Genomic DNA, 16,711 nt, shown 5'->3' with positions numbered 1-16,711 from the left:
CCCATGCTAGCGCCGGACCCCGGCGGTGAACTTACGTGGTGCTTAAAACTTCGGCGCCGGGAACTGCATGTCGCGGTAGGCCACGATGCCGCCGCCGCGCACCAGCCGGTAGCCGCCCCAAATCAGGAAGAACAGCGGCAGGCCGATGTAGGTGGCCACCACGCCGGCCCAGTCGATGCGGTCCTGCAGGAAGGCCTGGTAGTTCTGCCCCAGCGTGATCACCAGGCACAGCGCGAACGCGAACACCGGCCCCAGCGGGAACAGCCCTGCGCGGTAGGGCAGCGCGGCCAGGTCGCGGCCCTGGAAGGCATAGCCCTGGCGGAAGCGGTAGTGGCTGATGGCGATGCCCAGCCAGGCGATGAAGCCCGTCATGCCCGACAAATTCAGCAGCCACAGGTAGACCTTCTGCGGGCTGAACACGAAGCTGAAGAAGCACAGGCCCGCGACCACGGTGGTGGCGACCAGCGCCATGCGCGGCACGCCGTTGGACGTGACCTTGGCGAAGATGCGCGGCGCCTTGCCCTCGGTGGCCAAGGTGTAGAGCATGCGCGTGGACGCGTACATGCCCGAATTGCCGGCCGACAGCACGGACGTGAGCACCACGGCGTTCATCACCGCTGCGGCCGACAGCAGGCCGGCGCGCTCGAACACCAGCGTGAAGGGGCTCACGCTGATGTCGCCCAGGTCGTTCTTGAGCAGCTGCGGGTCGGTATACGGAATCAACAGGCTGATCACGGCGATCGCCAGCACATAGAACAGCAGGATGCGCCAGAACACCTGGCGCACGGCGCGCGGGATGTTGCGCGCCGGGTTTTCGGACTCGCCGGCCGCAATGCCGATCAGCTCCGTGCCCTGGAACGAAAAGCCCACGATCATGGCCACGCCGATCAGCGCCGCGAAGCCGCCTGCAAAGGGCGCATCGCCGACCGACCAGTTCGCCAGGTTGCCCATGAAGCCCTGGGGCGCGCCGCCGCGCAGGATGCCGAAGATCATCAAGGTGCCCAGCGCGATGAACACGATCACCGTGACCACCTTGATCGCGGCGAACCAGTACTCGGCCTCGGCGAAACCGCGCACCGAGAACGCGTTGAGCGCGAACATCAGCGCCAGGAACAGGGCGCTCCACAGCACGCCCGGCACGGCCGGAAACCAGTAGGCCATCACGAGCTGCGCGGCCACCAGGTCGACCGCGATGGTCACCGCCCAGTTGTACCAATAGTTCCAGCCGATCGCGAAGCCGAAGCCCTCGTCCACATAGCGCGCGCCGTAGGTGGCGAACGAGCCCGACACGGGCATGTAGGCGGCCAGCTCGCCCAGGCTCGTCATCAGGAAGTAGACCATCAGCCCGATCACCGCATAGGCCAGCAGCGCACCGCCCGGGCCGGCCTGCGACACCGTGGCGCCGGAGGCCACGAACAGCCCGGTGCCGATGGAGCCGCCGATGGCGATCATCGACAGGTGGCGGGCCTTGAGGACGCGGTGGAGTTGGCCCGACGGGGCGGCGGCTGTCATGGAGATCGTTCTTGTGGCGTGCGCGATGCGCGCGCATTCTCCATGCCGTGCCCCGCCGCGTCGAGCGGGCGCCGGCGAGCGCGTTGCGCCGGCGCAGCGGTCTCAGTGCGCGTGCATCGTGATTGTGCAGGCGCCGTCGACCGTCTCCGCATGGTCGGCATGGCCACTGCCGCACATCTTCTGGTAGGCCTTGAGCGCACGCGAACGCTGCGCGATGGCCAGCGGGGTCTTGAACGGCGCCAGGATGTCCTGCACCGACATCGTGATGCCGTTCTTGACCACGTACTGCACGTTGGCCGCGGCCTTCAGGTCGTCCAGCGGGTTGCCGCTGACGATGGTCAGGTCGGCCAGCTTGCCGACCTCCACCGTGCCCAGGTCGCGGTCCACGTAGCTCATGCGCGCGGCGTTGATGGTCACGTTCTGCAGCGCCTGCAGGTTGGTGGTCGCCAGGCCCGAGCCGCGCAGGCCGGTATGCAGCGCGATGCCAGGCGCCACCAGCGGCGCGTCGGTGCCGATGGCCAGCAGGCCGCCGGCCGCGGCCACCTTGGCGCTTTGGTCCGCGTCTTTCTTCACCAGGGCGACCTGGGCCGGCGTGGGCACTGCCGTGCCCTGCAGCCCGGCGATGAAGTTGGGCGGCACCAGCAGCGCCATGCGTTCGCCCGCGATCAACGCCGGGTCCTGCCCGACCAGCGCCAGCGAGGAGAACAGCGTGTCCACGACATGGAAGTCGGACTTGGCATGCAGGTCGTACGCGTCCTGGTAGGTGAAGCCGCCCACCGACTTCGACCAGCCATAGCCCATGCGCTGCGTGGCCGACAGGTGGGTCGTGCCGCCCAGCCCGGCGGCCGAGCCCGGGGCCAGCATGTGCGTGCCGGTGGGCACGCCGTAGTCCAGACCGGCCTGCGCGATGCGGTTCATCACCGGGATCGGCGCGCGCACATAGGACTTCATGTAGTCCGTGCCCATGGCGCGTGCCTTGGCGATCTCCAGGTCGGCGATCTCCGTCGTGCGCAGGCTGCGCGCAAAGCTGTAGAAGGAGCGGTTGCCCTCCCACAGCGGCGGCGAGATGAACACGCGCGGGCCGACCAGGTTGCCGGCCTCCAGCGCCTCGCGGATCTCCACGCTCTGGTGCAGCGGCCCGGCCACCGACTGCACGGACGTGATGCCGTAGGCCAGCATCAACGCCGAGATCTGGCCGAACTGCCCGCCCTGGTACAGCGTGAGCGGGTGCACATGCGGGTCCCACAGCCCGGGCATCACCGTCAAACCCGAGGCATCGACATAGCGGTCGGCCGTGGCTTCGGAGCCGGCCTGGTGCGGGCGCACCTGCGTGATGCGGTTGCCCCGGATCACGATGTCCATGTCGGTCTGCACCGAGGCGCTCTTGCCGTCCCACAGCGTGCCGGCGCGCACGATGGTGGTGGCAGGGCCCACGGCCTGCTGCCAGGTCAGCGGCACGGCCACGTCGCGGTCGTTGCTGCCGTCGGACTGGATCAGTTTGAGCCTGGTCGCCGACTTGTACAGAATGGTTTTCGAGTCGCCGGCCCAGCTCGGCAGGTCGGCCACGGCGCTGGTGATGGCCTTGGCGGCGCCGGCCGGCGAGCCGTCGGGTTTGAGCGGCATCACGTGCAGCACGGCGTCCATGATGAACGCGACCTGGGTACCGTCGGGCGACAGCGCGGCCGCGCCTTCCTCGCGGTCGGCGATGTGCTGCGGCGCGGCGGCCACGGCGTGGAAGGTCCCGGTCTTGGCGGCCACGTCGATCACGCGCAGCTTGTTGTAGCCCTCGCGGAAACGGTTGTTGATGCGCTCGTTGTCCACCAGCACGATCTTGTCGCCGTCCGGCGTCCAGTACGGTGTGCTGACCTGCGAGCTCACCTGCGCGATGACCACGCTGGCGGTCTTGCTCGCCACGTCCCACAGCTCCAGCTGGCCCGAGCCCGTGGTGTAGGCGATGCGGCTGCCGTCGGGTGACATCATGGGCGTGACCATGGACTTGGCCGCGATGGCGCCGAGCCGCGTGCGCGCCTTGGTCGCCACATCGATGCGGTCGATGGCCAGCGCACCCGCGTTGCCGCGCTCCGACGAGAAGATCACCGCGCTGCCGTCGCGCGTCCACTGCGGGCTACCGTCGCGGTCCTTGTCGTTGGTCAGCCGCACGGGCGGCTCGCCGATCTTCATGGTCCACACGTCGTTCAGCGCGACGAAGGCCACGCTCTGCCCGTCTGGCGACAGGGCCGGGCCGCTGATGCCGGTCACGGTGCGCTGGCCCAGGTCGTCGAAGCCACGCGGCTTGGGGGCGGTGATGACGGGCCGGCGCACCGTGAGCTGGGCGCTGAACGGCACGTCAGCCGGGTTGGCGCCGGCCGCATTGCGGATCCGGATCTTGCCGTCGGTGGTGTAGAGGAAGCGGCCGTCGGGCAGCCAGCGCACCGGGAAGGTGAACACGTCTTCGGTGCCCGAGACGTTGGCGCCGCCGATGGTGAGCGCGCGCTCCGGCGTCTGGAAGACCATGGCCGTGCCGCTGGGCGTGTAGTTGGGCGCGATGCCGGGGCCGACCAGGGTGCGCGCGCCGCCGGCCAGCGGCGCGGTGTACAGGTTCGCGGTGTCGACGAACAGCACCTGCTGGCCATTGGGCGATACCACCGGATTGCTCTCGGCGCCCGCGCCGCTGGTGACCTGGCGCAGCGCACCGTTCGCCAGGCTCAGGCTCCAGATCTTGTACTGGCCGTCGTTGCTGCGGTCCGACGAGAACACCAGCGCGCTGCCGTCCGGCGTGAAGGCCGGCTCGCGGTCGTCCTGCGGGCCGGTGGTGAGCTCCTTGGCGTTGGCACCGTTGGGCGCGATGGACCACAGGTGGTAGTTGCCTTCTCCCGTGTAGTTCTGGAACACGATGCTCTTGCCGTCGGGCGACCAGACCGGTGCCGTGGGCTCCATGGTCCACGGCGTGATGCGGGTGGCGTTGCCGCCAGCGATGGGGATGACCCACAGTGCGCCCTGCGCCGAAAAGACGATCTTCGTGCCATCGGGCGAGGGCGCGGCCGCCATGTTGGTGCCCTCGTGCAGCTCGACCGTCACGTCGCGCGTGGAGCCACTGAGGTTGCTGGTCTGCCGTACCTCGATCGTGTCGTTGCCATCGTCGCCGCCGCTGTTGCAGGCCGCGAGCACGGCTGCAGCCAAGGCGCTCACCAGAATCCGGGGGTGCAGGTGCATCGTCTCCTCCAGGTTGCTCGGCCACCGCTGCCGTCGAAGGAAAAGACCGGCTTGGGGCCGGCCTCCTCAGCGGGTCAGACGTTCGCCTCGCCGAGCGACTGCGTGTGACCGAGGGGCCGACCATAGGAGCGCCGGGCGCCATGCACAACGGCGCTTGTATCCAAACGCTATGCGTGCATCAACGCGTTATTTCGGCCGGTTCCGGTGCTGCATTCGCGCACAGGATGAACGAATGTGCGCCCCAAAGTGGGGCGAGGTTTTACAAAGTTTTTCAGATCGGCCGTGCTGACGACCAGAAGTCAGGCCTGGGGCGGCAAATTCGCCACACCGTGGTGCACGTGCCCGGCCGGCACGTGGCGCGCGGCCGAATGCACATGCGTGGTCTGGTCGTCGAAGAAGAAATCGGGCTCGAACTCGCGCAGGAATTCGCCCTTGGCCAGGCCGCCCAGGAACATCGCCTCGTCGACCGCGATGTTCCAGTTCATGAGCGTGCGGATCGCGCGCTCATGCGCCGGCGCGCTGCGTGCGGTGACCAGCGCGGTGCGGATGCGCATCTTCGGCGTGCCGGCCTGCTGCAGCCGGTGCAGCGCGGCCAGCAGCGGCTTGAACGGGCCGTCGGGCAGCGGCAGTGCGGCCTTGTCGGTCTCGTGCAGCTGGAACGCGTCCAACCCCTGGGCGCGAAACACCTGCTCGGCCTCGTCGGAGAACAGCACGGCGTCGCCGTCGAATGCGATGCGCACTTCCTCGGGGTGGTTGTGGCCGGCCTGGGCCGACTCGGTCAGCACGCGCGCGGCTGGGAAGCCCTGGGCCAGCGCCTCGCGCACGTCGGCCTCGTTGGCCGACAGAAACAGGTGGGCGCGCAGCGGGCGCAGGTAGCCGAAGGGGTCGCGGCCCTGCGTGAACACGCCGCGCTCGAGCTTGATGCCGGCCTCGCGCCCCGACCGGAAGATGCGCATGCCGCTCACCGGGTCGTTGCGCGACAGCATGACGACCTCCACGCGCTGCACATCCGGCTCGTTGAAGGCCAGCAGCTTGCGCACCAGCGAAAAGGCGACGCCGGGCGCGGCCGGCACGTCCAGGCGCTCCAGCTGCAGCTGCATGTAGGCCTTGGCGTCGCCCGCGTCGAACAGGCGGTTCTCTTCTTCCAGGTTGAACAGCGCGCGCGAGGAGATCGCGACCACCAGCTTGTCGTCCAAAGTAACCGGCATGTGCGACTCCTGTCCATGCAGTAGGAGGAACTACGTGTGCGACACCGAACCGAGGCGTGGGCCGTCACGGAACCGGCTTTGCCGGGCCGTAGACGGCGCCCCCTGAAGGAGGTTGGCGGACCAGCGCGCAGCGCGGGGAGACTGGGGGTGAGCCATGTCTACCTCGCGAATTGGTTGAGCTGGATGATGGGCAGCAGCACCGCCAGCACGATGAGCATGACCACCAGGCCCATGGCCACGATCAACAGCGGCTCCAGGATGGTGGCCAGCGCCATCGCGCGGCGTTGCACCTCTGTGCCGATCTGCTTGGCCGCGCGCTGCAGCATCACGGGCAGCTGGCCGGTCTGCTCGCCCAGCCGCGCGAACATCGCGACCAAGCCGGGAAAGCGCTTCTTCTGCGCCATGGCGGAGGCCAGCGGCGCGCCTTCTCGCACCAGCACCAGCGCGTCCATTGCGTCGGCGCGCATGGCGCGGTTGTTCAGCGTTTCGGCCGCGGCCTGCAGCGCGCGCAGGATGGGCACGCCGGCTGCCGCCAGCATGGCCAGCGTGCTCGTGAAACGCGCGGCGTTGTAGCCGGCGGCCAGCCGGCCGATCAGCGGCAGGCGCAGCGTCGTGGCGTCGAAGCGCTCGCGAAAGCCCTCGTTGCGCAGCGCGAACTTCAGGCCCACGCCGGCCAGCACCAGCGCCAGCAGGATCCACAGGCCGTAGTTGCGCACCACGTCGCTCACGGCCAGCATGGCCATCGTCAGGAACGGCAGCGCGCGCTTGGTGCCCGCGAACACGTTGGCCACCTGCGGCACCACGTAGCCGACCAGGAACATCACGATGACGATGGCCACCAGCGTGACGATGGCCGGGTACAGCGCCGCACCGATCAGGCGCGACTTGAGCTCCTGCTGCGCCTCCAGGTCGTCGGCCAGGCGCTCCAGCACCAGGCCCAGGTGGCCGCTTTGCTCGCCGGCGCTGATGACGGCCGTGTAAATGGGCGTGAACTCGCGCGGGTGCTGGGCCAGGGCCTTGCCGAAGGGCGAGCCGGCGTTGACCTCGGAACGCAGGCCGGCCAGCAGGTCGCGCTGACGTTCGTCTTCGGACTCTTCGGTCAGCGCCGACAGCGCGCGCTCCAGCGGCAGCCCGGCGCTGACCAGGCCTGCGAGCTGGCGCGTCCACACCGCCAGGCGCGTGTTGCTGAACACGCGGCCAACGAAGATCGCGCGCGACTTGCGTGAGTGGCTGGCGCCATCGGCCGCGGCATTGCCGGCGCCCACGGGCTCGACCGACAGCGGCACCAGCGCCTGCGCACGCAGCATGCTGCGCGCGGCGCGCGCCGTGTCGGCCTCCAGCACGCCCTTGCGGGACGCGCCCTCGGCATCGACGGCTTCGAAGGTGTAGGCGGGCATGCTCTGCTACGACTCTCTTGTCACCCGCAGCAGCTCTTCGCGCGAGGTGATGCCGGCGGCCACCAGCCGCTCGCCGTCCTCGCGCATCAGGGACATGCCATTGCGCTGCGCGGCGGCACGGATGTCGGCCTCGGATGCACGGTTGTGCACCTGGGCGCGGATGGCTTCGTCGGCCAGCAGCAGCTCGAACACCCCGGTGCGGCCCTGGTAGCCGGTCTGGCCGCAAGCCTCGCAGCCCTGGCCGCGGCAGTGCGTGCACAGCTTGCGCACCAGGCGCTGGGCCAGCACGCCGAGCAGGGACGAGCTCAGCAGGAAGGGCTCCACGCCCATGTCGGTCAGCCGCGTCACGGCGCTGGACGCGTCGTTGGTGTGCAGCGTGGCCAGCACCAGGTGGCCCGTCAGCGAGGCCTGGATGGCGATCTGCGCGGTCTCGAAATCGCGGATCTCGCCGATCATGATCACGTCCGGGTCCTGCCGCAGGATGGCGCGCAGGGCCTTGGCGAAGGTCAGGTCGATCTTGGCATTGACCTGGGTCTGGCCGATGCCGGGCAGCTCGTACTCGATGGGGTCTTCCACCGTCATGATGTTGCCGCGGCTCGCGTCCAGCTCGCTCAGGGCGGCGTACAGCGTGGTGGTCTTGCCCGAGCCCGTGGGCCCGGTCACGAGGATGATGCCGTGCGGCTGCGCGATCAGGTTCTGCAGCTGGCGCAGCGCGTCGCCCTGCATGCCGACGGACTGCAGGCTGATGCGCTCGCCGGATTTGTCGAGCAGGCGCAGCACGGCGCGCTCGCCGTGGGCGCTGGGCAGCGTGGAGACGCGCACGTCGACCGCGCGCGTGCCGATACGCAGGCTGATGCGGCCGTCCTGCGGCAGGCGCTTCTCGGAGATGTCCAGCTCGGCCATGATCTTCAGGCGCGAGATCAGCGCGGCGTGCAGCGCGCGGTTGGGCTGCACGACTTCGCGCAACGTGCCGTCGACGCGGAAGCGCACGCTGGAGTGGCGTTCGTAGGGCTCGATGTGGATGTCGCTGGCGCCGTCGCGCGCGGCCTGCGTGAGCAGCGCGTTCAGCATGCGGATGATGGGCGCGTCGTCCGAGGTTTCCAGCAAGTCCTCGACGGCTGGCAGCTCCTGCATCATGCGCGACAGGTCGGCGTCGCTCTCGACTTCGCTGACGACGGCGGCGGCGTTCGACTCGCCCTGCGCGTAGGCCGCGCTGATGCGCTGCACGAGGGCCGGCTGCGAGAGCGTGGCGACGTGCTGCACCGGGTGCTTGCGCATGACCTCGGCCACGGCCGAGGCCGGCGATGCCGGGTGCAGCCACAGCGTGAGCTCGCCGAGGTTGTCTTCCAGTAGCACCTGTTGGGTGCGTGCGAAGGCGTAGGGCAGGGGGTGGCGCATGTCAGCGGGCGTGCGGCATCAGGACTGCGGGCGGCCGACGGGCTGGGGCGGGCCGCCCGGCGTCTGCGTTTCCAGGTTGGTGGAAGGCGGCAGCAGCGGCGAGGGCATGGGCACGGGCGAGCGCAGCACGCGCTCCGGCAGAACGGGCGCCTCGTTCACCGGCGTGAGGCGGCTGGGTTCGGGCTGCGCCTGCTGCTGGCCCACGCGCATGAGGTCGTAGCGGTCCATGGACAGCTGCTCGATCGACTGCGCGTCTCGCACCACCACCGGCCGCAGGAACACCATCAGGTTGGTCTTGCGCCGGTTGCGCGTCTCGCTGCGGAACAGGTTGCCGAAGAACGGCACGTCGCCGACGCCGGGCACCTTTTCCTGGTTGCCCGTGTACTGGTCCTGCAGCAGGCCGCCCAGCACGACGACGGAGCCGTCTTCCACGAGCACGGTGGACTCGATGGCGCGCTTCGTCGTCGTCGGGCCGTTGGCAGCGTTCTCGGTGCCGCCCTTCACGGCCGAGCTTTCCTGGTAGATCACCATCTTGACCGTGCCGTTCTCGTTGATCTGCGGGCGCACGCGCAGCGTCAGGCCCACGTCCTCGCGCTGCACGGTCGTGAACGGGTTCACCGTGGAGGCGCTGGTGGCGTTGCTGTAGGAGCCGGTCACGAAGGGCACGTTCTCGCCGATGATGATGCGCGCTTCCTCGTTGTCCAGCGTCAGCAGGTTGGGCGTGGACAGGATGTTGCCGTCGCCCTGCGATTCCAGGAAGCGCGCCAGGAAGCCCAGGATGTTGTTGCTGCCGTTCCTGTAGACGTAGCCCAGGTTGATGCCGGTGGACGGAACGGTGGTCCCCGCCGCTGGTGTACCCCCCGTGGCTAGCGTTGGCGAGATGCCGAAGATGTTCTGGCCGCCGATGGCGAAGTTGGTGCCGATCGCGCCCAGCTTGGTGCCGCCGCCCAGCAGCGCCTGCCACTGGATGCCGAACTCGGCCGCCTTCTCGGCATTGACTTCGACGATCAGGCTTTCCACCAGCACCTGCGCACGCCGGCCGTCCAGTTTGTCGATGACGGCGCGCAGCTGGCGGTATTGCGGCTCGGGCGCCGTGATGATGAGCGAGTTGGTCGTCGGGTCGGCCTGGATCTGCCCGCCGGTGGACGGCTGGTTGCTGTTGGCCCCGCCCAGGCTGCCGCCGGCCGCGCCGCTGCTGCTGCCAAAGCCGCTGCTGCTGCCCGAACTGCCGAAGCTGGAACTGGAGCCGCCCAGGCTGCTGCTGCCGCTGTTCGTGCCGCCGCTGCCCAGCGAGGTCTGCAGCGTGCCGCTGCCCAGGCTGCTGCCGGTGTTGCCCAGCCCGCCGCTGCCCGTGCCGGCCGCGCCGATGGCGGCGCGCAGCGTGGCAGCCAGCTTCACGGCGTCGGCGTTCTTCAGGTAGACCACGTGGATGTTGCCGGCCGCGCCGCTGGCGCCCTGCACGGAAGGTTGGTCCAGCCGCGCCACCAGCGAGCGCACCAGGTTCATGCGCGCCGGGTTGGCCGCGCGCACGACCAGCGCATTGCTGCGCGGCTCGGCCAGCAGCGTCGTGCGGTAGGCGCTGTCGCCGCCCTGGCCCGCGGCGGCCGGCGTGGCGCCGATGGCGGCGGCCGAGCCCGGCTCGATGAGGCGCGCCACCAGCGGTGCCAGGTCGGCCGCGATGGCGTGGCGCAGCGGGATGATCTCCAGGTCGGTGGCGTTGGACACGTCCATCGCCGCGATGACCTTGGCCAGGCGGCGCAGGTTGTCGGCGTAGTCGGTGATGACCAGCGAGTTCGTGCCGGGGTTGGCGTTGATGGTGTTGTTCGGGCTGATCAGCGGGCGCAGCACCGGCACCAGGTTGTTGGCGCTCTCGTGGTTGAGCCGGAAGATCTGCGTGACGATCTGGTTGCCCGAGGGCAGGCCGCTGTCGCCGCCGTCGCTGATGCTGACCGGGCCGCCCTGCAGCTTGGCGTCGGCCTCGGGCACGACCTTGTCCAGCCCCGCCGAATCGACCACCGTGAAGCCCTGCATGCGCAGCGCGGCGATGAACTGGTTGTAGGCGGTGGACGGGCTCACCGGGCGGTCCGTCGACAGGTTGATCTGGCCCTTCACGCGCGGGTCCACGACCACGTTGCGGCCGGTGATGGTGGACATGGTGCGTGCCACGGCCTCGATGTCGGCGTTCACGAAGTTCAGGGTGACCGGGTCGCCGCGGCGCGTGCCGGTGGGCGTCATGCTCACCGTGCCGGGGCCGCTGCCAGGCGCGGTGGTACCGGGCTGCACGCCCGGCGTGCCGGGCACCACGGGCGTGGTGGGGATCGCACCCGGCATGCCGGGCGCGGGCTGGATCTGGGCGGCGGCGGGCAGGGCGGTGCACAGCAGGGCGATGGCCGAGGCGCATGCGCCCAGGCGGGGCAGCACGGCGTGGCGGCGGGTCGGTGAAGAAGACATGGTGCTAACCCACTTTGATGATGGAACGCGCGCCGTTACGGCGGCCAATGATGTTCAGCAGATTGGACAGTGCGTCGATGCGCTCCGGCGCGGCGCTGGCCACGCCGTCGAAGCGCAGCCGCGAGCCCACCCATTGCCCGCTGCCGGTCAGCTGCAGGCTGCCCGAGATGGTTTCCAGCTGCAGGCTGGCCGGGCCATCCTGCGCGCCGCCCGCCAGGGTCAGCCGGTAGCTGCCCATGGGCTTGAGCGTGGACAGCCGGGAGGACAGGTCGGTGGCTTCCAGCCGCATGCTGCCGTTCAGCACCAGCCGGTTGGAGATCCATTCGGCGGCCAGGCCCTGCGTGGACAGCGCCAGCAGCCCCTCGGGCTGGACCGTGTTCCACGGCGTGCCCAGGCCGGCCAGCATGGCGGCCGGCCAGTGCGATCGGCCGTCGGCCACGCTCACCAGCGCGCCGGTCCAGCGCGGCTGGGCGCGCAGCTGCCAGGGCTGGTCCATGCAGCAGCTGGCCTGCAGCGCAACGGCGGCGCCCAGGCCGCTGGGCCGGATGCGCCAGTGCAGCCGCTCGGGCAGCGCCGTGGCGTCGCGGCTGTCGATGCCGCCCGCCAGCACCAGCTGGGCCGAGCCGTTCCAGACGGTGCCGCGCGCGTCGCGCAGCAGCACATGGCGCTCGCTGGCGCTCTCGATGGCCAGTGCCAGCCAGCGGGCCGGCGCGAACAGCACCAGGGCGAGCACCAGTCCGATGCTGCCGCCCAGCGTCGCCCAGCGCCAGTGGGTGGTGCCGGTGCTGGGCGTGGGCGTGCGGCTGGCCACGGGTCAGCGCGCGGGCAAGGTCAGCACCAGGGAGCCGTCCCAGCGCGCCGGGGCCGTTGGGGCGCCGGCAGCGCGTGTCAGCCGCGCCTCGGACGGCAGTGCGCGCGCGTTGACGCGGGCCTGGGTCAGCCAGCGGGCCAGCGCGTCGGGGTCGGCCGCCTTCAAGGTCAGCGTGGCGCGCTCGCCGGCCACGCTCAGCTGGGCCGTGGCGCCCAGGCGCTGGCGCACCGAGGCTTCCAGCGCGCGCAGTGCGTCGTCGTACGACAGCTTGGGCTGCCCCTGCAGCGCCAGGGCTTCGGTCTGCAGGCTGCGCATGGTCTGCAGCTGCGCGTCCAGCGCCTGATGCTGGGCCTCGGCGTGGCGCAGCGTGGTGAGCGCCGGCCCCAGCACCACCCACCAGAGCAGGGCCACGACCACCAGGGCGACCGCGATCCCGACGCCGGCGCGCTCGCGCCCGGCCAGCAGGGCCCAGCGCGCGCGCAGCGCGTCCTGCCAGCCGGCGGTCTTCATGGCGAGGCTGTCGCGCGATGCGGCGTTCATGGCGCGCCCTCCCGCCCGGCGGCCGGGCGCAGCACCCAGCGGTCGCCTTCGGACCGGGCCTGCAGGCCGAATGCGCGCAGGCTGTCGTTGACCGGCCCGGCGCCATCGGCGGCCAGCGTGAGCCCGCGCAGCCTGGCCTCGCCAGCGGCGAACTCCACGCCCTGCAGGGACTGGCCCGGCGGCAGTGCGGCGCCCAGCGCGCCGAGCATGGCTTCGAGGTCGCGCTGCGAGTAGGCGCCTGCGGCCTGGCGCAGCAGGGCGACTTCGCGCTGCATCTGCACCGGGGCATCGACGACGACGCGCACGCCGGGGAAGGTGCTGGTCAGCGTGCCGCGCACGGCGGCGCGCTTGTCGGCCAGCGCGGCGGACTCCTTCCAGGCCCAGGCGTTGACGCCCACCAGGTGCGCCGCCACGAGCAGGCCCGCGCCCCACCGGGCGGCGCGCCATTCGGGCGCGCGCAGCAGGGCGACGGCGTGGCGGCCGGTGCGCTGGAAGGCGCGGCGCCGGTCGGAGCTGGCCATGTCGAATTGCGCCAGGTCCCAGTTGGCACCGGCGGCCTGCAGCCAGCGGTCGCCGCTGCTTTGCAGGACCACCTGCTGCGCGCCGAGCTGTTCAGCCTGCTGCGCCAGCGCGGGCTCGGCCAGGATGGCCACCGTGTCCGGGGTGCCGGTTTGGGCCAGTGCCCAATCCAGCGCAGTGCTGGCCAGTGGCAGCACGCCGACGCCCTTGGCGCCGCTGTAGGCCAGCAGCGGCGCTTCGGCCGTGCCAATGATCTGCAGCCGGTCTTCGCCGGGCGCCAGCTCTGGCACCACGCGTGCAGCGGGGCGGCGTGCCGATTCGAGCAGGGCCAGCGCAGCGCGCAGCCAGGCGCGGTCGCAGCTTGCCACCCACACGGGGGCCTGGGCGCGGGCGTCGGGCTCCAGTGCGAAATGCAGGTCGGCAGGGTCGTCGAGCAAGCGGTCTTCGAGCAGGCCCTCGAGCATCGCCCGCAGCCGCGGCGTGCCGGCCGTGCCGCCCAGCGTGCTGCGCGACAGGCTGCCCTTGGGCAGCTCGACCCGGTGCCAGGACAGGGCCTGCACCGGCACCACGGCGACGATCTCGCGCGCGGCCGGCAGCAGCGCGGCCACGGCGCGGTCGTGGCTGCCCTGCGTACGGCCGTCGGGGCTGAGCACGTAGTCCAGGGGGGTGGCCGCACTGGGGGGGGCCAGCGGCAGAACGACGATCAGGGTGCTCATGCGGTCGGCGATTGTAGAGAGACGAGGTGACACCCCGTAGGAAGTTGGCGGGGGCTCACTGCAGCAGTTCTCCAGGTGCGCGTTCGCGCCACACGGTCGTCACGACGGAGCCGGCGCGCTTGACCAGCGAGCGTTCGTTCACGACGCTGCGCTCCACGCGCAGGCGGCCCTGCACCTCGAAGAATTGGGTCTGCACGCTGAACCCGGCAGCGTCCAGCCCCTCGGCCTGGTCCAGCACCTTGGCCGCATCGGCCACGCTGCGCAGCTGGCTGTGCGTGCGCACGTCCACCAGCCGCGCGGCGCCGGCCAGGTCCAGCCCGGGAATGCTGGCGGCGATGACCGGCGCGCTGGCGGTGTTCAGGTTGACCGGCGTGGCCTCGGGCAGCACGGTCACGTAGGGTTCCAGCGCCTGCATCAGCGCGGGCGACACGCCCAGCCAGGCCAGCTGGTCGAAGCGCTGCGGGCGCAGCGGCACGTCGCCGTCCTGCACGTTCGGCAAGTGGGCGCGGCGCAGGTTTTCCGCCAGGTTCTGCAGGTCCTGCGGCGGCAGGCCCAGCAGCTCGAACAAACGCGTGAAGGCTGCCATCGGCTTCTCGATGAGCTCGCCCTTGTCGCTGACCAGGCCGGTCAGGTTCAGGCGCGATTGCAGGTCGATGATGCGGCCGGACAGGAAGACCTCGGGCAGGTCGTCCTCGTCGCCGCTGGCCACGCCACGGTCGGCTGCCAGGAAGGTGGACAGGCGCGACTCCTGCAGCGGCACGGCCCAGGGCTCGGCCAGGTGGTCGGTGGTGCTGGCGCGGGCATCCTCGCGCAGGATCAACCGGGCCCAGTCCAGCGCGCCGACCAGCACCCAGGACGACTGCACGCGCGCGCGCTCGGCGGTCTCGATCTCCACCGCGCGCCACTGCTGCCACAGCGCGGTGGCGGCGAAGGTGGCGACCAGGGTCACGGTCAGCATGGCCATCAGCAAGGCTGCGCCGCGCTGCGGGTGCCGACGGGCGCGCACTGGGGAAGCTTCGCGCTGCGCGCTGCGGTGCTGAGCCTCTTCGGGCGGCCGGGCGAGGCTCATGATTTGTTGCCCCCGGCCGTCGGGCGGGCCCAGTCGCGCGTCAGCACGCCGGCCACGGCCTGGCCTGGCGGCAACTCCAACACCAGGCGCACGCCATCGGGGGGTGTCGTCCTGGTGCCGGTGGCCGGTTGCGTGTCGCCGCTGGACATGGGGTTGGTCCAGGCGTTGCCGCGGTAATAGAACAGGCGCCAGTCGGCCAGCGGCACGATGGCGACTTCCTGGCGCCGCTCCTCGGTGCCGGGGTTCTGCGCCCACAGCGCTGCGCGTTCCCAGGCCTGCAGCATCTCCGCACGGCTGCGCAGCACGGGCGACTGCCAGCGCAGCCACAGGCCGGCGCCGCCCTGCTCGCGGCGCGTCCAGGCCACGATGCGCGGGCCGGCCCAGCCGGGGTCGTTGCTGGCGCGCACGATGCGCAGGGCGCGGCCGTCCCAGTCGATGGCGGCCGGCAATTCCTCGACATCGAGCATGGCGTCCAGGTCGGCGCTCCACTGGGCCAGGCCGGTCTGCAGGGTGAGCACCTGGTCCGTGTGCAGCTGGGTCAGTTGCTGCGCGCGGGTCATGCCGTCCAGGCCGCGCCAGCTCATGATGGCCAGCAGCGCCATGACCGACAGCGCGATCAGCAGCTCGACCAGCGTGAACCCGCGCGCGCGCCGCATCACCAGCGCCCCAGCACGGTGGACAGGCGCAGCACGGGCAGGCCGGCCTCCAGCACCTGCGCGTCGATGCGGCGAAAGCTCGGGTTGGGCGTGGGCCGCACCGACAGGCGCACGTCGAACTGGCGGCCGGCCTGCTCGCAGGGCAGGTCGGTGTCGCCCACGCCGGGCATCTGCGGCGACAGGCGCAGGCGAGAAAGTTCGTTCTCGGCGCACATCTGGGCCAGCAGCACGTCCGATTGCCGCGTGGCATTGGCCGTCAGTGCGTTCGTGGCCTGCAGGCCCGCCAGCAGCGCGATGGCCACGATGCCCAGCGCGACCAGCACCTCGACCAGTGTGAAGCCGCGCGCGCGCTTCACGGCAGCAGCGGCTGAACGGTGAACGGGCGTACGCCGTCGGTGGCGACGCGCAGCGCCAGTTCGGGCTGGGCCGCCGTGCGCAGCACCAGTTCCTGCGCGCCGATGATGGGCTCGGGGCCGAGCAGCACCACGGCGCGCGCCGCGACCACGGTCTGCTCGCTGAGCCAGTACTCGGGCAGGCTGCCGGGGCGGGCGCCCTCGAAGCGAAAGCCACGTTCCAGGGCGCGCCAGCGCAGGGGCACGCCGCTGGCGCGGGACTGGGCACGGGCGGATTCGAACAAGGCGGCCAGGCGCTGGGCCTCGCGTTCGAGGTTGCTGCCGGCCGTGTCGCGCAGCGCGAAACCGACGCCGGCGCTGGCCATGGCGATGATGGCCACCACGACCATCAGCTCCAGCAGCGTGAAGCCGCGGTGCGGGCGCCGGCTACTGCCAGCTGCCGATGTCGGCATCTTTGCCCTCGCCGCCGGACTGGCCGTCGGCGCCAAAGGACATCACGTCGATCTCGCCCTTGATGCCGGGGTTCAGGTACTGGTAGGGCCGGCCCCAGGGGTCGTTCGGCAGCTTTTCCAGGTAGGGCTTCCAGTTCGGCGGCACGGGCGTGGTGGTGGGCTTGACCAGCAGCGCCTGCAGGCCCTGCTCGGCCGTGGGGTAGCGCTGGTTGTCCAGCCGGTACAGGCGCAGGGCCTGGACGAGGTTGTTCACGTCGGTCTTGGCGGCCGTGCTGCGTGCATCGTCGGCGCGGTCCAGCACGTTGGGCACGATCAGCGCCGCGAGCACGCCGATGATGACAAGCACCACCATGAGCTCGATCAGCGTGAACCCGTGGTGCCGGTGGCGGCGACGAAATGGAAGCAGTGATTTCATG

14 protein-coding genes are annotated in these 16,711 nt (G+C 70.9%); all 14 read right to left on the bottom strand.

Annotated elements, in window-relative coordinates:
• Positions 1-42 precede the first annotated feature (42 nt).
• On the bottom strand, positions 43-1,512 hold the full coding sequence (locus ASF43_RS05305) for an amino acid permease (RefSeq protein WP_056177402.1): 1,470 nt from the start codon (positions 1,510-1,512) through the stop codon (positions 43-45).
• Between the two features lie 102 nt (positions 1,513-1,614).
• Entirely contained in the window at positions 1,615-4,725 is a 3,111-nt protein-coding gene (locus tag ASF43_RS05300; protein WP_056177400.1) for an amidohydrolase family protein, read from the bottom strand.
• A 299-nt stretch (positions 4,726-5,024) separates the two neighbouring features.
• On the bottom strand, positions 5,025-5,933 hold the full coding sequence (locus tag ASF43_RS05295; RefSeq protein WP_056177398.1) for a 5'-nucleotidase: 909 nt from the start codon (positions 5,931-5,933) through the stop codon (positions 5,025-5,027).
• A gap of 158 nt (positions 5,934-6,091) precedes the next feature.
• A complete protein-coding gene (gene gspF, locus ASF43_RS05290) occupies positions 6,092-7,330 on the bottom strand; it encodes a type II secretion system inner membrane protein GspF (protein WP_056177396.1) in 1,239 nt (412 codons plus the stop codon).
• A 6-nt stretch (positions 7,331-7,336) separates the two neighbouring features.
• Positions 7,337-8,728: a GspE/PulE family protein gene (locus ASF43_RS05285; protein WP_056177395.1), complete on the bottom strand. Its 1,392-nt coding sequence runs from the start codon at positions 8,726-8,728 to the stop codon at positions 7,337-7,339.
• An 18-nt stretch (positions 8,729-8,746) separates the two neighbouring features.
• Positions 8,747-11,059, bottom strand: coding sequence for a type II secretion system secretin GspD (gene gspD, locus ASF43_RS05280; protein ID WP_082497668.1), 2,313 nt, complete (start codon positions 11,057-11,059; stop codon positions 8,747-8,749).
• Between the two features lie 124 nt (positions 11,060-11,183).
• On the bottom strand, positions 11,184-11,990 hold the full coding sequence (gene gspN / locus ASF43_RS05275) for a type II secretion system protein N (protein ID WP_056177391.1): 807 nt from the start codon (positions 11,988-11,990) through the stop codon (positions 11,184-11,186).
• Positions 11,991-11,993: 3 nt separating this feature from the next.
• Positions 11,994-12,530 (bottom strand): type II secretion system protein GspM, encoded by a 537-nt coding sequence (gspM, locus tag ASF43_RS05270; protein WP_082497598.1) that lies wholly within the window; start codon positions 12,528-12,530, stop codon positions 11,994-11,996.
• Entirely contained in the window at positions 12,527-13,765 is a 1,239-nt protein-coding gene (gene gspL / locus ASF43_RS05265) for a type II secretion system protein GspL (protein WP_056177386.1), read from the bottom strand. The genes gspM and gspL overlap by 4 nt, the downstream gene beginning before the upstream one ends.
• A 55-nt stretch (positions 13,766-13,820) precedes the next feature.
• The gene (gene gspK / locus ASF43_RS05260) at positions 13,821-14,834 is read right to left on the bottom strand and encodes a type II secretion system minor pseudopilin GspK (RefSeq protein ID WP_082497597.1); all 1,014 of its coding nucleotides are present in this window, start codon (positions 14,832-14,834) and stop codon (positions 13,821-13,823) included.
• Positions 14,831-15,490 carry a type II secretion system protein J gene (locus tag ASF43_RS05255; protein WP_056178143.1) on the bottom strand — a complete coding sequence of 220 codons (660 nt, stop codon included), beginning with the start codon at positions 15,488-15,490 and terminating at the stop codon, positions 14,831-14,833. The genes gspK and ASF43_RS05255 overlap by 4 nt, the downstream gene beginning before the upstream one ends.
• Positions 15,490-15,846, bottom strand: coding sequence for a type II secretion system minor pseudopilin GspI (gspI, locus tag ASF43_RS05250; RefSeq protein WP_056177385.1), 357 nt, complete (start codon positions 15,844-15,846; stop codon positions 15,490-15,492). The genes ASF43_RS05255 and gspI overlap by 1 nt, the downstream gene beginning before the upstream one ends.
• Positions 15,843-16,295 carry a Tfp pilus assembly protein FimT/FimU gene (locus tag ASF43_RS05245; protein ID WP_056177383.1) on the bottom strand — a complete coding sequence of 151 codons (453 nt, stop codon included), beginning with the start codon at positions 16,293-16,295 and terminating at the stop codon, positions 15,843-15,845. The genes gspI and ASF43_RS05245 overlap by 4 nt, the downstream gene beginning before the upstream one ends.
• Positions 16,270-16,710, bottom strand: a complete 441-nt coding sequence (gspG, locus tag ASF43_RS05240) for a type II secretion system major pseudopilin GspG (RefSeq protein WP_056177381.1) — start codon at positions 16,708-16,710, stop codon at positions 16,270-16,272. Before gspG ends, ASF43_RS05245 begins: the two co-directional genes overlap by 26 nt.
• Position 16,711: the final 1 nt, after the last annotated feature.

It is taken from the genome of Pseudorhodoferax sp. Leaf267 (assembly GCF_001422405.1).
Classification (GTDB): Bacteria; Pseudomonadota; Gammaproteobacteria; order Burkholderiales; family Burkholderiaceae_C; genus Pseudorhodoferax.
Note: the sequence above shows the minus strand (reverse complement) of the source record. Positions and strands in the feature narration are given on the sequence as shown.